Genomic DNA, 18,443 nt, shown 5'->3' on the forward strand with positions numbered 1-18,443 from the left:
CGCAATGGCAGCAAGAACTCGAACCGCACCGACCGCAATGAGCTTGCGGAGCATGGGCAGTTCTTTCGATGTTGAAGGGTAGGCACGAAAAAGCCCTCCGCGATGGGAGGGCTGATGGTATCGAGCGGGCGACCATTGGGTAAGGGTTGCGGGATGTATATCGCCGCGCTCGATGAAATTGAGGCCGGTTCTGCCGTCTCGCAATGCGGCGCGGCTAACGCTCACCTCAAACTGAACATGGTCACAGCAGGCCGGGGGCTCGAAACCATAATTCTGGTTTCGGCGCTGCAATGCACTTACCTGCTGAGAGATGGTGGCGCAGGACACTATGAGTTGCAGCAGGGCGGCCGCACAGGGCCATTAGCGGCCTGCGCCGGCACGAAGGCTAGCGGGACTGCGTGCGACCGTACATAGCTTTTAGGATGTATGCCCCGAGGTGCGAATGGGGTGCGCCGTTTGCAACCGAGGCCTTCGGGGTGATGACCCCGCGCATTGCCATCGAGAGTTCCCGATAGCGACCTGATGAAGCCTGCTTGTCAAGTTGTGGAGCTTTTTGTCACAACTGGAGAAACAGGCCGACCCGCGGTTAAGCGGATCGGTCATTTCAATTAAATAGGTCAGGCCAGACAGCGACCAGGGTCGAAGTGCAGGCGGGCACCGGCAAAGTCGAGCGGTTTCGGCTGGATGGCCGCGCAAGGGCTGGCAGCCTCGTCTTCGTCACCGCCGGGACTGAGCGCGGCAAACGTCTGGACGGCCAGGATGGCGGGCGGGCAGATCGGAACGGCGGCAGCATCGCCATAGGCGTGGTCGATGGCCGGTGAGATATCGAGCATACAGATGTCGGGCGCGGGGTCAGCCATGGCAGCAGGCGCGAACGCCATCATGCCGAGACAGAGCAGCGCCGCGCCAATGAAGGAGCGGATATGCATGGGCAGTCCTTTGATGTTGGGATTGCAGGCAACAAAAAAGCCCGCACTTGGCGGGCCTCGTTTTCGGCGGTTTACGCCTTAGCGTAAAAACTACGGCCTGATTTGGCCGATGGGTCAAGCGGCGCGGGCTTTATCCACCAGCCCGTAATGCCGAACGAGCGCGTTCAACACTTCGCGCAGCCAGCCCGTCATGTGGTGGCATTAGAGGTCCTGGAGAATGCAGGTCTGCAAGGCCGCATACAGCGCCCCTGCCCCGCCCACCTCGTTCTGACGCACCTGCACGGCGTCGACAGCGTCCCGCCAGCCGCCGCGTGGTAGACCGACGATAGAACTCGACGTTCTCCGCCCGCGCTGAGCCACCCTGCACCCGGTTCAGGTCAACGCCGGACGGTTCCCGCGGCGCCTGGATGGCGATGAGGTTGTTTCGGTGATCCTCAAGGAAGGCCAAGGCCGCATCGTATTGCACCACGCTGATCTCTACGCCCATGCAGAGCCGGCTGCCGAAGGCGCCAGCGACAGCGCAAACCGTGACCACCAGGCACCTCCGAGCCCTGTGGTTGCGCCAGCAAACGGAACCAACGCGCCGGACGTGAGTTTCACGGTACCGCCTTTGGCAAGTATCAAGCCGGCGGGCCCAGCCGGAAGCTGGAACAAGCAGAGAGGCACCAAGATATGGACAAGATCCTAGAGGACATCCGCAAGGACATGGCAGTCTATGATCAGAGCCGGCACGAGATTGGCGTGGTCGATTTCGTCAGGTTTGGCGATGAGGATCCCGACTCGCCCGGCCCCGAAACGGCGGGCCCGAACCCGATCGACGAAAACAAGCGAGGCTCCTTTATCGAAAACCTCCTGGACGTGTTCGGACCCGATGACCTTCCCGAGGTGCTGCGCGCCCGCTTGGTCAGAAGCGGGTTTGTCAGAATTGACGGCGAAGGGCTTTTCAGTGCGGACCGCTATATCATGCCCGACCAGATTCAATCCGTTGCCGGCGGCAAGGTGACGCTGAAGGTCGACAAGTCGGACCTCATGAAGAGATCCTAATACCGGTGGCCCTTGGCCGAGTCCGTGATGCTACGGCCCGCTGGGCGGTCGTAGGTTTTTTATCGTCCGCCGGTCCGGTCACGGCCGCGACTGCGGTGCACTGGCATTGAGACGCCCGGTCCTGGATTCAAGCTCCTGCCGGGCGGTGATGAAGGCGGCGGCGGCTTGGAGACGTCCAGCAACGCTCAAGCTCTCCGCGAGCTTTATCAGCGCATCCTGAAGTTTCCCGGTCAGGACATGGTCACCCAGGCCAGCCAGCGACCGCAACAACAGCTGACTGGTCAGTGCTGCAGCGCCCCTGCTGTACAGCCAATAGCAGCAGGGAAAAGGTGATCGAGGTGATCGTGATGATGCCCCCGGCGAGGGTCGTGAGCAGGCTCCGCGCCGCGTCATCATCGCCCGGAAAGACAACAGGCCAGTCTTGGGAGAGGCGCTGTTGATCAAGGAAATACGTCGCTGTCGCAAGACCTAGAAAGACCACGACGGTCGCGGTCGGAATGGTCAGGAACTCGACAAATGCTCTTCTGATTGTTTCAACGGCGACGGCGTGCGTCCTCGTCGTTGTGATGGTGACACAGCATGGCTTCCTTCAATAAGGCGTCTCCGACGGCAAGCCCACATTCAGAAACCAAAGCATTCAACGTAGAATGATCCTTTGGTCGCTACCCCGCTGGGCCTCGCGACCGGCGAAGAGCAGGGTGAAATTCAACACTTCAGCGCCGCTCAGCTCGCCCGCGGTGAGGCGAACACCATGCATTCCAAAGCTGTTCTGGGCGGCCTGGGTGTCACCCAGCCGCTGCCAGCCGTCGAAGCCGAAATGCAGCGAGAACGGCTCAGCACTCTCGATCAGCAGGTCGCGGCCGGCGGGCAGCCTCTCGAACGGGCTGTCCGTGCGCCAGTGCCAGGTGGTTGCTCTGGGCGCCAGGCCATCGTAGCGCACTTGGACAACGTCCAGCAGTTCGACCGGCCGCCCGGTGGCGTGAGCTGCCAATAGCTTGAGAAATTCTCCATGCGCCCACACCAGCGGCATCGCCCCGCCGGTCGGTTTTCCCGGGAAAAGGCCGCGCTCAGAGATAGCCTCGGTGTCCCAGATTTGCTCAGGGATAAGCCCCCCTGGTCCGGTCATTTTCGTCATCGCATTGAGAAACGGCAGTGGATCCTCGCCCGCCGTCACGGCGTAGTGTCCGCGCTCTCCGGTCAGCAGCGGCCACGGCCGGCCAATACCGGTGCCGTCATAGGGCGCCCCATCGACGTGCTCGCCGTAGCCGTCGCCATTGTAGCGGTAATAGCTCACCCCGCTGGGCGTGTCCGCGCGCAACACTTGCTCGGTCACCTTGAGCGTACTGAGGATGCGCGGGTCGTCGGGGCGTCGTAGTCCCGTTCGCACCAGATAGAGGTAGCCCATCGCTACCAATGCGTCGGCGGCGATATCGCCATCCTTTCGATTTTTGAGCTGGACCCGCCCGCCGATCCCGCCTTGGCTGGGCGGGGGCGCGATGCGCACATAGTAACCCCCGACCTCGTGCTCGCCACACAACGGGCCGTCGCTGGTGTAGATCCACTCCTCGATGCGCTCATTCCAGCAGTCGGCCAGGGACAGTGCATAGTCGCGTTCGTCGGGATCCAGGAACTCCGCGGCGGCAACCAGTGCGACAATGGCGACCGAAAGCGTAAATGCGGTGATCCCGGCGTTTTCTTCCCAGCGGTCCTGCTCGGATACGGGTCCATTGCGCACGACAAAGCCGATGGCGCTCCGGACCATAGCCTCGACGGGGATCGAGGGAACCAGTGCACCCGATGCCCGGAGTTTGCCGACCAGGACCACGGGCAGCGCCGCCTGGTCGAGTTGCACGCCTGTCCAGTAGCTCCGGCCATCGGGATAGTAGTTCTGTGCCCAGCCGCCATTCACGCCCTGCGTACCAATCAGATAAGCCAGCATACTCAAGGCGTCGTCGCTCTGGCCGACCGACATCAGCGCCAGCGCCGCCTCGACTGCGTCGCGGGGCCACACCAGGTGATACCCACCCAGGCTGTCATGGCTGCTCCCCCAAGGCACGCTGAGGCTGGCGATGATCGAGCCGGCATAGGTGCGATCCTGGTGTATCTTGAGCACCGCGGCGGACAGTTCGGCCTGGTAGCGCAATTCGGGTGAGGCGTAGGGAATTTGCAGCGTCTCGCCCCATTTCTCCCAACCATCGATGAAATGCTGGCGCACCGTGCCATAGTCTTCGGCAAGGCTTGCGCGGGCCAGGGTGCGGGCACCCTCAATCGTATGCGCGAAACTGAGCGCCAGCGTCCCGCTGGTTTCGGCCAGTTCGCCGGTTAAGGCGACATTGCCGTTGCTTGCACGCGCATAGCTCCAGGTCATCGCCCCGTTGCGGGAAAAATCCTGCCAGCCATCCGAGGTGCCGGCATAGCCGGCGCTGGTGCGCGAAAACCCGCAATCGCTCTGCAGGCACAGCGCCACGTCGCCCTTCTGCGCGCTCAGATCCTTTGCTGCCCAAGCCGTGTTATCGCGCCGTTCTCCCGCCAAATGCGGCGCCAACAAAGTGTAGAGCTTGACCTTTTCGCCATGCAGGCGATAGCGGACCAGCAAGACATCCCGCGACGGATGTGGCAGGTATTCCAGTTCCAGCCGGTAGTCGTCGCCCTCATGCACGACCTTTGGCAATGGGACATAGGCTTTTGGCATACTGAGGATATAGCGGTGCGCGCGCTTGACCTCGATCCAGCCGCTGGGTCCGGCGATGATAAACCCCAGATCACGGATTTGCGGCAGGCCGGTCGATGGCCAATAGACTTCGTTGACGATGCCGTGGCCGAAGCTGGCCCATAACCGGCTCGATCCAAGGGCAGTGCTCACCATGTCTTTGGCGCTGGAGGTCCAGGTCGGCGAGATACCGGGTTCGCCCGGCGCGTCGCCGCGCGGTGTGGGATCATCCGCCATGGGCAAAATTCGCGAAGTTGGTCATGCCGCCATCAACAAAGATTGTCGATCCGGTTGCATAGCTGGCCGCGTCCGACACCAGCACGACGGCCAGTTTGGCGATCTCATTCGTGGTCCCATGCGACCCATGGGGATCTTGTCGTTGAGATCGGCGAGGCTGGCGGCGTCCTGCCAGACGGCGCCGTTGATCGGCGTCTTGATGGCTCCCGGCGCCAGTGCCAGGACGCGGACGCCGTGCGGAGCCGCCTCGAGCGCCAGCGTTTTGGTGAGCATCGACAGCGCGGCCTTCGACGCCGCGTAGGCGCTGTAGCCGCTCCAGGGGATCATTTCATGCACGGAAGACATGTTGAGCACGACGCCGGAGCGCCGGCCGATCATGCGGCGCAGCGCCTGCCGGCTGCAATAGAAGGCGCCGAACAGATTGACCTCGATCACCTGACGCCAGGCGGTCAAGTCGCTGTCCCAACCGAGGGCCCGCACGCCATCGACGCCGGCGTTGTTGACCAGGATGTCAATCGGTCCCCACGCGGCGTCGATTGCGCTGAACATGGCATCGACCTGGGTGGGATCGGCAACATCGGCCTCGATGGTCAACGCGTCGCGATCGACCTTGCGGATTTCGTCGGCGACGCGCGCAGCGTCTTCAGGACGATCGATGAAGTTGATCGCCACGTCGACGCCGGCGCGGGCCAGGGCCAGAGCCACGGCCTCCCCAATGCCCGAGTTCGCGCCCGTAACGAGCGCGCGCTTGCCAGCCAGGTCAAGTTTCAGCATGTCTTGGCTGCCTTACGAAGTGAAGTTGCCCGACGAATCCTCGATGGTGCCGGTGAAGTGGCCGATGCATCGCTTATGGTCATTTCTTCCCTGCCGCAGGGCGGAAAATGGCCCCGACGCGACCAACGCGGCGTTCCTTCGCCACATGCGTGTCGGGGCCGAAGGGGTGGCCCCCAAAGCCATGTCTCATGGCGACGATGGCCTTGGCCCAGGTGCCGCTCTGATCGCGCGAGGCGAAGAGTTGCATCACTGATTGGGCGATTACCGGGATCGGTACCTCCATGCGCAGTGCATCGGCGACCAGCCAGTTCACTTCCCCGGTGTCCTCGATATAGCTGGTGGACTGGCTCAACGTCGGATCCGTCGCCTGCGCTTCGGCCAGCAGGTCGATGAGCCACGAGCGAATGACCGACCCATGCTGCCAGCATTGGAGGACACCATCGATATCGAGCGCCTCGTGAAAGTGGCCGAGCATACTGAAACCCTCGCCGATCGCCTGCAGCATCCCGAACTCGATGCCGTTGTGAACCAGCTTGACGAAATGCCCGCTGCCGGACGGCCCGGCATAGACGTAGCCCCCCTCGACTGCCAACTGGCGCAAGATCGGCTCGACCCGAGCCGCGGCAGCGCGATCTCCGCCAACCATGAAACAGGCGCCTTGCTGGGCTCCCGACACCCCACCCGACGTTCCGACGTCGAGAAGCTCGATTCCTCTGGCCTTCAGGCGATCATGGCGCCGGATGGAGTCCCCCCAGTACGAATTGCCGCCATCGAGCACGATGTCGCCTGGCTCCAGGGTTTCGGACAGCCGCTCAAGCAGGTCATCCACGGGTGGCCCAGCGGGGATATAAAGGACAATCACGCGCGGCCGAGGCAGTTGGCGAAAGCCGGTTACCTCCGCAATCTCGACCAAGCCGGCGGCGGTCAACTCCCTTGAGGCGGCGCCCCGCGTCAGACCAGTGACGCCAAATCCCTTGGACAATGCCAACTGCGCCAGGCCTCCACCCATGCGACCCAGTCCAACCACGCCGAATGCTGTGATGCTCATTTGCATATCCTCCTCGCACGGTGCAGAAACGCGATGGCGCCCCGCAAGCTTCGATTGCCGCCATTGCCTGGCTCTTGCCTAGACGATGTATTTATTCCAGCCGCCATAGCTCCCCCCGATCCGCCCTTTGGGTAGGCTGCACGCCATCAGCAGGACGCCCATCACCAGCGCCGCGATGGTTTGCAGCAGCGAAGCGCCAAGCAGGAACGGCATGATGACGATGGCCGCGCCCATGGCGAGGTTGAGCAGTCGAACGGCGCGAGCGACTTCGGCCATGGCGGTGACCGCCACCACGACCACCAGCGCGCCAATCAGGTGATCGGCATTGGCCATTGCGCCCGTACTGCCCAGGGTCAGCCGCGTGGTCATCAGCAGGATACCGATCAGCATGGCGACACCGAGCGTCCACGGCAGGCCGACGCCGCCGCCGAGTTCGGCGAGCAGTTTGCGTGGCGGGCGGTCGAAATCGTCCTTGTGTTGACGGTCACCCTCGTCGGTATCGCCGAACAGAAAAGCGCGGATGAACACCCCCTGCTGCTTCTTGCGCATGAGGAACTGGCCGGTCGCCACCAGTTCGTCGAGCGAATAGGGGATCTGGATCACCATCGCCGCGGCGGCGATCAAGCACAGTGCGCACCAGGTGCTCAGGAGGATCGGCTGGATAATGATGAAGGTTACCGAGACGACCCCCAGTGGCACGATCATCAGTCCGAAGATGAATACCAGCCAGGGGATGGTGCGCCAGCGGCGGGAGCTTCCGATCAACCCGGTGAGGATCTCCAGCATGTAGGTGGCGGCACCGATTCCCGCATCCGGGACCGGCCAGGCCTTGGAGAGTTCGGAGGTGATGATGTCCTCGGTGCCGTTGAGCTGCGGGTTGGCGACCCCGGGAAAGAACGGGTCCCAGACGCCGTCGACATGACCCAGCTGATAGGCGGTCAGGTAACGCGAGACGAAGAAGCCGACCAGAGCCAGGGCGATGATCGGGGCCCGCTGCAGGAACGTCGAGGGAGAGACATTCCAGCCCGGCGGCACGTCCGGCCCGGTCTGCGTCGCCAAGGGCGAGATTAGCGGGAAGGGACGCGACACCACGGCGAAACCGATGACGAGCGCACCGATGGCGGTGCCGTTGAGATAGGCTGCCGCCGAGGGCGTCCAGAACAGCAGCGGCGCGAACAGGACCCAGAGGCCGACAATGCCCGCCCCGAAGCGGGCCAACGGCAAAGTCCAGTTGAGCGACAATGCCCCGAAAACGATCAGCAGCGCCCCGGCAACCCAGTCGCTCCACATCATGGCCGGCTCGTTGTAGTTCAAAAGCGTCGGGCTGGTGAGCAGCCAGACGCCGAGGAAGATATTGGCGAAATGGGCCCACAGCCAAGAGAAGTGCGCGCGCTTGAACATGGCCTCGTGACCGGCGCGGATAGTTTCGGGTTCGGCGCGACTGTCGGCGGCCTCGCTCATCCAGGGCGGCGGCGCGAGTCTGTTGGCCGCGTAGAAGGCCATCGGATCGGCCTTGAGATTGGCGACGATTTCCTCAAGGGCCCGCTCCAGGCGGTGTTTCGGATCCCAGCCGAGTAAGGTGTGGGCCTGCGCGATATCGAGCGCGTAGTGATCGTCGGCCAAGTCGATCATGAACGGGCGGATGAACGGCCTTTCGCCCTGGTCGAGGCTGTCGGGCACCGCGGGCTCAAGTGCGCCCTGGAGCCTAGCACCGACCTTGGCGACTGGGCGTGGCATGGTGATCGTGGTCCAGTCGGCCTCGCCATGGATCAACTCGCCGAAGCGATGCTGCAAGGTGTCGTAACTCAGGGCCCCGGGCTCGCCGACCAGGATGGCGCCCGCATCGGGCAAATCGGTGCGGCGATCGATGGCCGCCTTGACGGCGTCCGCCATGTCCTCGACGTGTAGGAAACTCTGTCCGGCATCGGGATCGCCGGCATAAAGTCCGCTTTCGAAATCACGCTCATAGATGCGGGCGATCTGCTGGGCCAGTGTAGGAACCAATGTCTTCTCGTCATAGACCCCAGCCAGCCGCAGCAGCGTATAGGGCATATCCCCCGCCTCGCGGGCAATGACGTGTTCGGCGGCCAGCTTGGATTTCGGATAGGCCCAAGTCGGCTCAAGCGGGGTGGCCTCGGTGGTCAACTCGCCGGGCTTGCTGGGCGCGTGAACCAGCATTGTGCTGGTGTAGATCAGGCGCTCGACCGTAAAGGGCTTGAGGTTGCGGATCAGGCGCCGGGTTCCATCGACGTTAACGGTCTTGTAGAGCGGATTGTCCTCGCCGCTGAAATCGAAGTAGGCGGCCAGATGGACCACCGCAGCAATCGCGGCGCCGTACTCGCCGCGCAACTGGGCTAGAGCCGCTTTGACGCTTTTGTCTGAGGTCAGGTCACAGCGATAGATGCGGGCTTGGCTGCCTTCCGGCTCCAGGTCCAACCCGACGACCGTGTAGTCTGCGGACAGATGGGCGAACAGCTTTCCGCCGATTCGCCCTCCAGCACCCGTGATCAGGACGAGCGGTTTCTCGTGTGACGCCATGGATCGACAACGCCGAGCGGAGGAAATGGTTCGTTGTCGTCGCCGATGATTCTGGGCGGAAGCGGATCGAAGCACAGCGCTCCTGCATGCCTTGAGCGCACCAGGGTTCTTCATTCAGAGGCGTTGGCTCTGTCCATGGACGACGAGCAGAGACGCCGCAGCGAGTGATCTGACACGCCTCCCGAGGCACGCCATGGGTCAGCGTGTAGATCGGCGCTCACTATGTGACCCCGCTGGGACTTATATTTCAATGACTTATGGCACCGATAGGCGCTGAAACCCCACGCCGATTAACAGGCCCACTTCTCGATGGAAATCATTAGGCTGTCTTCTCCGCCAGGCCACCTGATCGATCAACGTCGATCTAAATTATCAGGCCGACGTTAACCCTGAGACGAAAAGTCGGCGCCGCGATTACACTTCATAAAAGACCCATAGATTAACTATTGGCGATGAAGGCACAGTTTTATCCCCTAGCTTATCCGATCCGGTTTTTTTGAAAATATGAGCAATCTGGAGACCAACGTTCGGGGTGGCAAGCAGAGAGCACCGGAACCCAGAAGCTTGCTTCAGACCTTATTCCTGAGCGCGGCGCTTGCCGCGCTGTACGTGGTTTTCGGGCGCCTGACCTTCGCCGTCTCTGTCGAATACGGCAATGTCACCAGCGTGGTTTTTATCCCGGAAGGCATCGCGCTGGCTTTCTGCATCCTTTTCGGTTCGCGCGTTGCCGGCGGCATCGTTTTGGGTCAGACGATACTCTCCTTGTGGTCCGGGCCTTCACTGTTCGGCGGAGCAGTCATTGGGCTAGTCAATGCGGGACAGGGTATTCTGGGCGGCTTTCTATTCCGCCGCTGGTTTTCGTCGTCGCGCTTCGATCAACCAAGAGACGTGTCCCTATTCATCGCGATGATCTTCCTCATCCTGCAACCGATCAGCGCCACTGGCGGCGTGACGATACTGTATCTCCTGGGTACGATCCCACAGAGCCTCATCCCGCCTGACTGGGCCGCTTTGTGGATACAAGGCTTGCAAAAACCCTTGCCGTCTCTCGACCTGGTTCCCTCCGCTTGGATGCATTGGTGGATCGGCAACTCCATCGGACAGTTGCTGGTGGCGCCGCTGATCCTGGCATGGACGGCCCGAAGCGCCCCCCTGGAGCAGGCGAGGGGAAGGCTCGAAACCGTAGCCGGAGCTGCGGGCATCCTGTCGATCGTTCTTCTAACGCTGAGCAGCATTCCAACGCATCCGCTGCTGCTGCTGGCAACAACCTATTTGCTGCTGCTCTGGATCGGCCTGCGCCGCGGATTACGCGGTATAACGCTCGCCAACGTCCTCATCGGCGCCGCCGTGACCTGGGCAGCAGCGTCCGGTGGCGGCTTCATGGCGCACCTTTCGATTGCGGATCGGCTGTCCAATGCCGGGTTCTTCGTCGCAGCGGCCTGTGCCCTGTCGCTCTTCCTGTTCGCGCTTTTTGAGGATAGGCGTATCCTGATCGAGCGCCTGACGCGGCTCGCATCCTGGGACACGCTGGTCGAGTTGCACAATCGGCGCCACTTCATCGAGGTGGCAAAGCAGGCGGTGGCCACCGCTCGTCGTCAACAGGACGATCTCGCGCTGTTGATCCTCGACGCCGACAACTTCAAGGCACTCAATGATCGGCACGGCCACGCCGCCGGAGATGAGGTGTTGAGAATGATAGCTCTCGCCTGCGCGTCGGTGAGCTCTCGGCCGGGCTGCGCCGGGCGCATCGGTGGCGAGGAGTTCGCCATGTTCTTTCCCGATACCTCCATTGCGCACGCCTGTGGCATAGCCGAGAGACTACGTGAGAAAATTGCGGCAACGGCGGTTCAGGTGGCGCCTGACATCGCTATCCATGCGACGGTAAGTATAGGAGTCGCCGCACTGGTTGACGACGCTGATCTTGGTTCGATGATGCGCAACGCGGATCAGGCGCTCTATGCCGCCAAGACGCAAGGCCGAAACCGGGTCGTTCCCACCATGAAAGAGTTGGCCTCAGCGCCTGGCGCCAACCGCGAAAACATCAATCCGAGCGTTGATAGGCCGGGTTTTGTTGCAACCGCTGACTGGACACGCAAAGAGGCCTGACCCGAACGCATGCAGCAGGCCATGCTGATGCGTGGTTTGGCGTCCAACCGTCATCAACGGTGGGCGCGACACCCAGTATCTTGACTGTCCGCGAGTACCGACATATCTACACCACAGGAGGCATAGCCAGCACAAGCATGCTCAATACGAGTGCAGGCAAAGTTGCCATGTTCGATGGGGGCGGTACGATTCTCATATCGTCGTTGTCCTCATTGCCATATTCCCTAACGCCTGTTGTCGGCGACGGTCGCCAATTGCCTTGAGAGCCCCGACGCCCTGTGCGGCCGACGTCCCAATCCCGCTCGGGCATAGTTTCGATAGCCGTCCAGATCATCAATGATGCCCTACTTGCGCGCCCTTGCCGCGCGCATGTGCTCGACGATGTGACGGCCCGAGCCTTCGACGTGGCGGGCAATCACTTGAGCCGCAAGATCGGCATTCTGCTGCCTGATCGCGGTAATTAGCTCCTGATGCTCCGTCATCACCGTAGCGCGCCGGCTGAGCGAAACGGGAAAGCGGCGGGAAATCGCCCACAAGATTTCGCGGTGCTTCCACCACAGCTCGACCGAATGGCGGTTGTAGTGGCGGTCATACATCAGTCGGTGGAACCGCGTATCCAGCTCGGAATGCAGCTGCTCATCCTCATAGTTGAGCGTTTCCATCTGCTGCTGCAGCTCCTCGAGCGCCTTGACCTCCTTGCTGGTCACAATGCCGACAAACCAGCGGGTCAGATAGGGTTCGATCAGGATTTCGATCTCGAACACATCGCGCACGAATTCTTCGTCGATCGGCCGCACCCGGGCGCCGCGATTCGGCGCCATCACCACAAAGCCCTCGCCGCGCAATTGCTGCAGCGCCTCGCGCACCGGATTGGTCGAGGTGCCATGGCGCGCCGCCAGTTCGGTCACCTTGAGCCGTTCATTGGCGATCAGTCGGCCGCTGATGATGTCTTCGCGGATCAGCTCGTAGATCGAGACGTCCTCGAGCGGGGTCGGCGCCGGCGCTGGTATTGGATACTGAGTGGTCATGTCGTTGTTTTATGCAGGTTTTTGCCTAAGGCCAAGGTCAAAAATCCACCTTTTATACACCGGGATTGACAAATAATGTACAATTTGTGAGCCTTCGTCCACTACCAAGCTGCGGATGTACCGCAACTGGCGACAATGGGGCCGAACCGGCCATGTGGAGGGAAGCTTATGAATTTTCATCGAACGCTGCGCCGTCTGGTGCTGTCGACCGGGCTGGCCGGACTGGCGGTAACCGGGCTGGCCGGGATTGCCGCGGCGCTGGATTACCAGCAGTCGCCCATGCTGGACCCGCTGGTGGCTGGCGGCACCTTGCCGCCGGTGGACCAGCGGCTGCCGGCCGCGCCCTATGTCGAGACCATGGTCGACAGCGTCGGCAAATATGGCGGCACGCTGCGCACTACCATTCTCGCCAATGGCGATCATTACAATCTGACCCGCACCATCGCCAACGAGCTGCTGGTGCGGTGGGACCCGACCTGGTCCAAGGTCGAGCCGTCGCTGGCTGAATCCTTCACCGCTTCGGACGACGCCACCACCTATACCTTCACCCTGCGCGACGGGCTGAAGTGGAGTGACGGCGAGCCGTTCACCGTCGATGACATCATGTTCTGGTACACCGACGTGTTCATGAACGAGGCGCTGAACCCGTCCAAGAACCCGACCTTCGTGGTCAATGGCGACCCGGTCGTCGTGACCAAGCTCGATGAGCGCACCGTCGAATTCAAGTTCTCTTCGCCCTATGGCCTGTTCATCCAGCAGCTCGCCTATGGCCAGGGGCACCACCCGGTGATCTATCCCAAGCATTATCTCAGCCAGTTCCATGAGAAGTACAATGCGGCGGGCCTGCCGGACCTGATCAAGGCCGATGCCGCCGCAGGCGACTGGGTCGCGCTGTTCAACTCCAAGGTGTCGCTGACCTTCCAGCCGGCGTTCTGGCAGAACCTTGATCTGCCCACCATGAACCCCTGGGTGCTGACCGTGCCCTATGCCGATGGCGACCGCGTCGTGGCCACCCGCAATCCCTACTATTGGAAGGTCGATACGGCCGGCAACCAGCTGCCCTATATCGACGGCATCACCTGGGCCAAGCTGGACGATCCCCAGCTGATGGCGCTGCGCATGACCGCCGGCGAATTCGATTTCGCCTTCCGCCACATCAACAACGCCACCTTCAAATCGGTGCTGTTCGATGGCCAGGACAGCGGCAATTACCGCTTTGTCGACGTCATGGACCTGCCGGCCAACGACGCCGTCATCCTGCTCAATCTGAACATCGATGACCCGGTGAAAAACGAAGTCTTCAACAACAAGGACTTCCGCATCGCCCTGTCGCACGCCATCAACAGGCAGGAGATCATCGATCTGGTCTATGTCGGGCAGGGCGCTCCGGCGCAGGTCGCGATCCAGCCGGGTCACGAACTGTTCGACGAGCGGCTGACCACGCAATACACCGAATTCGATACCGCCCTGTCGAACGAAATGCTCGACAAGATCATGCCCGAAAAGGACGCCGACGGGTACCGCCTCGGCCCCGACGGCAAGCGCTTCACCATCAACTTCATGGTGTCGGACGTGTTCGGCCTGTCCTATCCGGACGTGATGCAGCTGGTGCAGGGCTATGCCAAGGATGTCGGTCTCGATATCCAGCTGCGTACCACCGACCGCGCGCGCCTCAATACCATGTGGTACGCCAACGAGCAGGAAGCCTATATCTGGAACTGCGTCGGCGGGTTGTCCGAGGCCTATACCGACGTGCGCTGCTACATGCCGTTCCTCAAGGCCGACATCTTCTTCGCCATGAAGTGGAGCGAGTGGTATTCCGACCATACCACCGGTCAGGAGCCGCCCGCTGCGGTCAAGGAACTGATGGCTGCCTATGATGCCGTCAATGCCGCCGTGACCGATGCCGACCGGCTCGCCGCCATGCAGCACTTCCTGTCGCTGTCGGCCGACAACTACCTCAATATCGGCCTGTCGCGGCCGATGCCGAAATACATGATGGTGTCCAACGACCTCAAGAATGTGGTGGACGGCATCCCGATCACCGGCAATCTCTGGCACCCGGCGCCGACGCTGACCCAGTGGTATTTCGACAAGGCTGAGTAACAGCCTGTCACGGTGCCGGGCGTTCACTCCCACGCCCGGCACCTCCTCCTCCGCCCCGACCCGGCACGGGTAAAGGCCCCTTCATGACACGCTTTATTCTCAAGCGGCTGCTCTATGTCATCCCGACATTGTTCGCCGTTTCGATCGTTGCCTTCATCATTATCCAGCTGCCGCCCGGGGACTACCTGAGCACGCTGATGGCCGACTGGGCCAGCCAGGGTGGCGCGGTCGAAGAGGGCACCGTCGCCGCCATGCGCGAGCGCTACGGCCTCGATCAGCCCATGTATGTGCAATACTACAAATGGATGTCGGGCATCCTGACCCGCGGCGATTTCGGCATCTCGTTCGAACTGGGCCAGCCGGTCACGAATCTGATCTGGAACCGTCTCGGCTTCTCGTTCCTGCTCGCCATGCTGACGCTGTGCTTTGTCTGGGCGCTGGCGATCCCGATCGGCATCATCTCGGCTGTGCGCCAGTATTCGATCACCGACTATACCGCCACCTTCATCGCCTTCTTCTTCCTCGCAGTGCCCGATTTCGTCATGGCGCTGGTGATGATGTATGTGTGGTCGACCTATTTCGGCCAGAGCGTCGGCGGGCTGTTTTCCGCCCAGTATATCGACGCGCCGATGAGTGTCGCCAAGGTGCTGGATTTCGCCAGCCATGTCTGGATGCCTGTCGTGGTCATCGGGCTGGGCTCGCTCGCCGCGCTGGTGCGTATCATGCGTGCCAATCTGCTCGATGAATTGTCCCGCCCCTATGTCACCACCGCCCGCGCCAAGGGCATGTCCGAACTGGAACTGCTGCTGCGCTATCCGGTGCGCATGGCGCTCAATCCGCTGATCTCGACGCTGGGCTGGATCCTGCCCGCCGTGATTTCCGGGGAAATCATCGTTTCGGTGGTGATGAGCCTGCCCACCACCGGGCCGCTGCTGCTGCGGGCGCTATTGGCGCAGGACATGTATCTCGCCGGCACGCTGATCCTCCTGATCTCGGTGCTGACCGTCATCGGCACGCTGATTTCCGACATCCTGCTCGCCATCGCCGATCCGAGGATTCGCCTGCAATGACCGATGTAACCCCTCTGGCCGCCGCCAGCGCCGCCGATGAGATTGCCGTTGCCGGCCAGTGGAAGCTGTTCTGGCTCAAGTTCAAGAAGCACAAGCTGGCGCTGATCAGCCTCTATGTCGTCGGCCTGCTCTATCTGATCGCAGCGCTGGCCGATTTCGTGGCGCCGTTCGATCCCAACGCCACCAATGCGACCTTCACCTATGCGCCGCCGCAAAGCATCGGCCTGTTCATCGATGGCGAGTTTGCCCCCCACGTTACCGGGCTGACCATGACGCTGAACCAGGAATCGATGCGGCGCGAATTTGCCCCCAATCCCGAGGCGCCGGTGCGCATCGGGCTGCTGGTGCCGACCCAGCCTTACGCCATGCTCGGCTTCATTCCGATGTCGACCAAGCTGTTCGGCCCGCTCGAGGCGGGGCCGCGCGACGCCATGTATCTGTTCGGCGCCGACCGGCTGGGCCGCGATATTTTCTCGCGCGTCGTGCATGGCGCCCGCGTCTCGCTCTCCATCGGCCTGCTCGGGGTGATCATGAGCCTGGTGCTCGGGGTGACCATTGGCGGCATTTCCGGCTTCTTTGGCGGCACCGTCGATACCGTGATCCAGCGCTGCATCGAGTTCTTGCGCTCCATCCCCACCATCCCGCTGTGGATGGGACTGGCCGCCGCCATTCCGGTCAGCTGGCCGCCGCTGCAAACCTATTTCGTCATCACCATCATCGTCTCGCTGATCGGCTGGACCTCGCTGGCACGCGAAGTGCGCGGCAAGTTCCTGGCGCTGCGCAATGAGGATTTCGTGGTCGCGGCGCGGCTGGACGGGATGAGCGAGATGGGGCTGATCTTCCACCATCTGGTGCCCTCCTTCATCAGCCACATCATCGCCACGCTCACGCTGGCCATCCCCTCGATGATCCTGGCCGAGACGGCGCTGTCCTTCCTCGGCATCGGGCTGCAGCCGCCGATCATTTCCTGGGGCGTGCTGCTGCAGGAAGCCCAGAACATCCGTGCCGTCAGCCAGGCGCCGTGGCTGTTGTTCACCCCGGCCGCCGCCATCGTCATTGCCGTGCTGTGCCTCAATTTCCTTGGCGATGGCCTGCGCGATGCGGCCGACCCCTATGAGGTGCAGAATTGACCCAGGCGACCGACCATCCCGTGGTGCTGGCCGTAAGCGGCCTGCGCACCTCGTTCAATACCCGCCATGGCGAGTTCAAGGCAGTCGATGACGTCTCGTTCGAGCTGCGGCGCGGCCAGACCCTGTGCATCGTCGGGGAATCCGGTTCCGGCAAATCGGTCACCGCGCGCTCGATCCTGCAGATCGTCGACCGCCCCGGCCGCATTGTCGGCGGCTCGATCGTTCTGACCGAGGCCGATGGCACCAAAACCGATCTGGCGGCGCTCGATCCGCGCGGCAAGGCCATAAGGCGCGTGCGCGGCAAGGAGATCGCCATGATCTTCCAGGAGCCGATGAGTTCGCTCTCCCCGGTGCACCGCATCGGCGAGCAGATCGGCGACATGCTGCGCCTGCACACCCGCATGAGCAAGCCCGAGCGCCGCGCCCGGGTCATCGAGCTGCTGCGCCAGGTGGAAATTCCCAACCCGGAACAGGCCATCGATCGCTACACTTTCGAGTTCTCCGGCGGCATGCGCCAGCGCGTCATGATCGCCATGGCGCTGGCTTGCAATCCCGCCGTGCTGATCGCCGACGAGCCGACCACGGCGCTGGACGTGACCACACAGGCCGAAATCCTCGACCTGATCCGCTCGCTGCAGCGCACCCATGGCATGGCGGTGATGTTCATCACCCACGACATGGGCGTGGTTGCCGAGATCGCCGACGACGTGCTGGTGATGTATCGCGGCAAGGTCATGGAGCATGCCCCGGTGCGGCAGATTTTCCATGCACCGCAGAACGACTACACCCGCATGCTGATCGGCTCGGTCACCCGGCTCGAGAGCAAGTCGGAAATCCGCCTGGTCCGGGTTGGGCAGGAGGCCGAAACGGTGCCATTGCTCGACGTGTCCGATTTGTCGCTGACCTTCAGCTCGGGGCTCAAGGCGGTCGATAGCGTCGGCCTCACCCTCAAAAAGGGCGAGACGCTGGGCATTGTCGGCGAATCCGGGTCCGGCAAGACCACGCTCGGGCGCTGCCTGCTGCGCATCTATGACGCGCAGGCCGGGCTGATCAATTATCGCCGCGCCGATGGCAGCGTGGTGGATGTGCGCACCGCCAATCCGGCGGCGCTGAAGCAGGTCCGTCGCGATATCCGCATGATTTTCCAGGACCCGGTCAATTCGCTCGATCCGCGCAAGACCGTGGGCCAGATCATTGCCGAGCCGCTCAAGCTGGCGGGCCTGGCCAGTGGCCGGGCGGTGGACGAACAGGTCGCCGCGCTGATGGCGCAGGTGGGGCTCGATCCAGCCTGGCGCGAACGCTATCCACATGCGTTTTCCGGCGGCCAGCGCCAGCGTATCGGCATTGCCCGCGCCATTGCGGTCAAGCCGCGCATCATCATCGCCGACGAGGCGACCTCCGCGCTCGACGTGTCGCTGCGCAGCCAGATGCTCGACCTGATGATGCAATTGCAGGACGAGATGGGGCTATCCTACATCTTCATCTCGCATGACATGTCTGTCATTCGCTACATGTGCGACCGCGTCGCGGTGATGTATCGCGGCAAGGTGGTGGAGACCGGCGACACCGACCAGGTCGTCAACGCCCCGAACCACGACTACACCCGCGCTTTGCTGTCGGCCATTCCCCATCCGGACCCGGACCAGCGCCGGATCCACAACCGTTTCCGCTATCTCGCGCCCGCCGGCGCCTGATCGGCCTGCCTCTGTTTTTTGGATTTCTC

General features: G+C 62.4%; 12 protein-coding genes and 1 pseudogene. 6 read left to right on the top strand and 7 right to left on the bottom strand.

The features are described from left to right. Window positions 1-617: 617 nt before the first annotated feature. Window positions 618-929 (bottom strand): hypothetical protein, encoded by a 312-nt coding sequence (locus tag ACX3OW_RS21215; protein ID WP_459097781.1) that lies wholly within the window; start codon window positions 927-929, stop codon window positions 618-620. A 672-nt stretch (window positions 930-1,601) separates the two neighbouring features. On the opposite strand from ACX3OW_RS21215, the gene ACX3OW_RS21220 reads away from it, so the two are divergent. After that, on the top strand, window positions 1,602-1,973 hold the full coding sequence (locus tag ACX3OW_RS21220; protein WP_459097782.1) for a hypothetical protein: 372 nt from the start codon (window positions 1,602-1,604) through the stop codon (window positions 1,971-1,973). 241 nt (window positions 1,974-2,214) lie between these two features. On the opposite strand, the gene ACX3OW_RS21225 is transcribed toward ACX3OW_RS21220, so the two are convergent. From ACX3OW_RS21225 to ACX3OW_RS21245, 5 genes and pseudogenes are all read right to left on the bottom strand, one after another. After that, window positions 2,215-2,541, bottom strand: coding sequence for a DUF2254 family protein (locus ACX3OW_RS21225; protein WP_459097801.1), 327 nt, complete (start codon window positions 2,539-2,541; stop codon window positions 2,215-2,217). Between the two features lie 69 nt (window positions 2,542-2,610). After that, the gene (locus ACX3OW_RS21230; protein WP_459097783.1) at window positions 2,611-4,920 is read right to left on the bottom strand and encodes a glycoside hydrolase family 15 protein; all 2,310 of its coding nucleotides are present in this window, start codon (window positions 4,918-4,920) and stop codon (window positions 2,611-2,613) included. After that, window positions 4,910-5,694 (bottom strand): annotated as a pseudogene (locus ACX3OW_RS21235) (glucose 1-dehydrogenase). The gene ACX3OW_RS21230 and the pseudogene ACX3OW_RS21235 overlap by 11 nt, the downstream one beginning before the upstream one ends. A 79-nt stretch (window positions 5,695-5,773) precedes the next feature. Next, entirely contained in the window at window positions 5,774-6,742 is a 969-nt protein-coding gene (gnd, locus tag ACX3OW_RS21240; RefSeq protein ID WP_459097784.1) for a phosphogluconate dehydrogenase (NAD(+)-dependent, decarboxylating), read from the bottom strand. 78 nt (window positions 6,743-6,820) lie between these two features. Continuing rightward, window positions 6,821-9,280 (bottom strand): NAD-dependent epimerase/dehydratase family protein, encoded by a 2,460-nt coding sequence (locus ACX3OW_RS21245; RefSeq protein WP_459097785.1) that lies wholly within the window; start codon window positions 9,278-9,280, stop codon window positions 6,821-6,823. Window positions 9,281-9,844: 564 nt separating this feature from the next. Here ACX3OW_RS21245 and ACX3OW_RS21250 point away from each other — a divergent pair. Then, the gene (locus ACX3OW_RS21250; protein WP_459097786.1) at window positions 9,845-11,386 is read left to right on the top strand and encodes a sensor domain-containing diguanylate cyclase; all 1,542 of its coding nucleotides are present in this window, start codon (window positions 9,845-9,847) and stop codon (window positions 11,384-11,386) included. A 344-nt stretch (window positions 11,387-11,730) separates the two neighbouring features. Here the strand turns inward: ACX3OW_RS21250 and ACX3OW_RS21255 are convergent, their stop codons facing one another. Further along, complete coding sequence (locus tag ACX3OW_RS21255) at window positions 11,731-12,414, bottom strand: GntR family transcriptional regulator (protein WP_459097787.1); 684 nt, start codon at window positions 12,412-12,414, stop codon at window positions 11,731-11,733. A gap of 168 nt (window positions 12,415-12,582) precedes the next feature. Here ACX3OW_RS21255 and ACX3OW_RS21260 point away from each other — a divergent pair, with 168 nt between their 5' ends. The 4 genes from ACX3OW_RS21260 to ACX3OW_RS21275 all read left to right on the top strand — a co-directional run bounded on the left by ACX3OW_RS21260 (window position 12,583) and on the right by ACX3OW_RS21275 (window position 18,414). Further along, complete coding sequence (locus tag ACX3OW_RS21260; RefSeq protein ID WP_459097788.1) at window positions 12,583-14,520, top strand: ABC transporter substrate-binding protein; 1,938 nt, start codon at window positions 12,583-12,585, stop codon at window positions 14,518-14,520. Window positions 14,521-14,603: 83 nt separating this feature from the next. Then, on the top strand, window positions 14,604-15,590 hold the full coding sequence (locus ACX3OW_RS21265; RefSeq protein WP_459097789.1) for an ABC transporter permease: 987 nt from the start codon (window positions 14,604-14,606) through the stop codon (window positions 15,588-15,590). Beyond that, on the top strand, window positions 15,587-16,720 hold the full coding sequence (locus tag ACX3OW_RS21270; protein WP_459097790.1) for an ABC transporter permease: 1,134 nt from the start codon (window positions 15,587-15,589) through the stop codon (window positions 16,718-16,720). The genes ACX3OW_RS21265 and ACX3OW_RS21270 overlap by 4 nt, the downstream gene beginning before the upstream one ends. Continuing rightward, window positions 16,717-18,414, top strand: coding sequence for an ABC transporter ATP-binding protein (locus ACX3OW_RS21275; RefSeq protein ID WP_459097791.1), 1,698 nt, complete (start codon window positions 16,717-16,719; stop codon window positions 18,412-18,414). Before ACX3OW_RS21270 ends, ACX3OW_RS21275 begins: the two co-directional genes overlap by 4 nt. Window positions 18,415-18,443 lie beyond the last annotated feature (29 nt).

This window comes from Devosia sp. A449 (assembly GCF_054489375.1).

Bases quoted from the DNA above. Each gene is read 5' to 3' on its own strand.
- ACX3OW_RS21215 (WP_459097781.1), bottom strand. From the start codon at position 929: ATGCATATCCGCTCCTTCATTGGCGCGGCGCTGCTCTGTCTCGGCATG.
- ACX3OW_RS21220 (WP_459097782.1), top strand. From the start codon at position 1,602: ATGGACAAGATCCTAGAGGACATCCGCAAGGACATGGCAGTCTATGAT.
- ACX3OW_RS21230 (WP_459097783.1), bottom strand. From the start codon at position 4,920: ATGGCGGATGATCCCACACCGCGCGGCGACGCGCCGGGCGAACCCGGT.
- gnd (WP_459097784.1), bottom strand. From the start codon at position 6,742: ATGAGCATCACAGCATTCGGCGTGGTTGGACTGGGTCGCATGGGTGGA.
- ACX3OW_RS21245 (WP_459097785.1), bottom strand. From the start codon at position 9,280: ATGGCGTCACACGAGAAACCGCTCGTCCTGATCACGGGTGCTGGAGGG.
- ACX3OW_RS21255 (WP_459097787.1), bottom strand. From the start codon at position 12,414: ATGACCACTCAGTATCCAATACCAGCGCCGGCGCCGACCCCGCTCGAG.
- ACX3OW_RS21260 (WP_459097788.1), top strand. From the start codon at position 12,583: ATGAATTTTCATCGAACGCTGCGCCGTCTGGTGCTGTCGACCGGGCTG.
- ACX3OW_RS21265 (WP_459097789.1), top strand. From the start codon at position 14,604: ATGACACGCTTTATTCTCAAGCGGCTGCTCTATGTCATCCCGACATTG.
- ACX3OW_RS21270 (WP_459097790.1), top strand. From the start codon at position 15,587: ATGACCGATGTAACCCCTCTGGCCGCCGCCAGCGCCGCCGATGAGATT.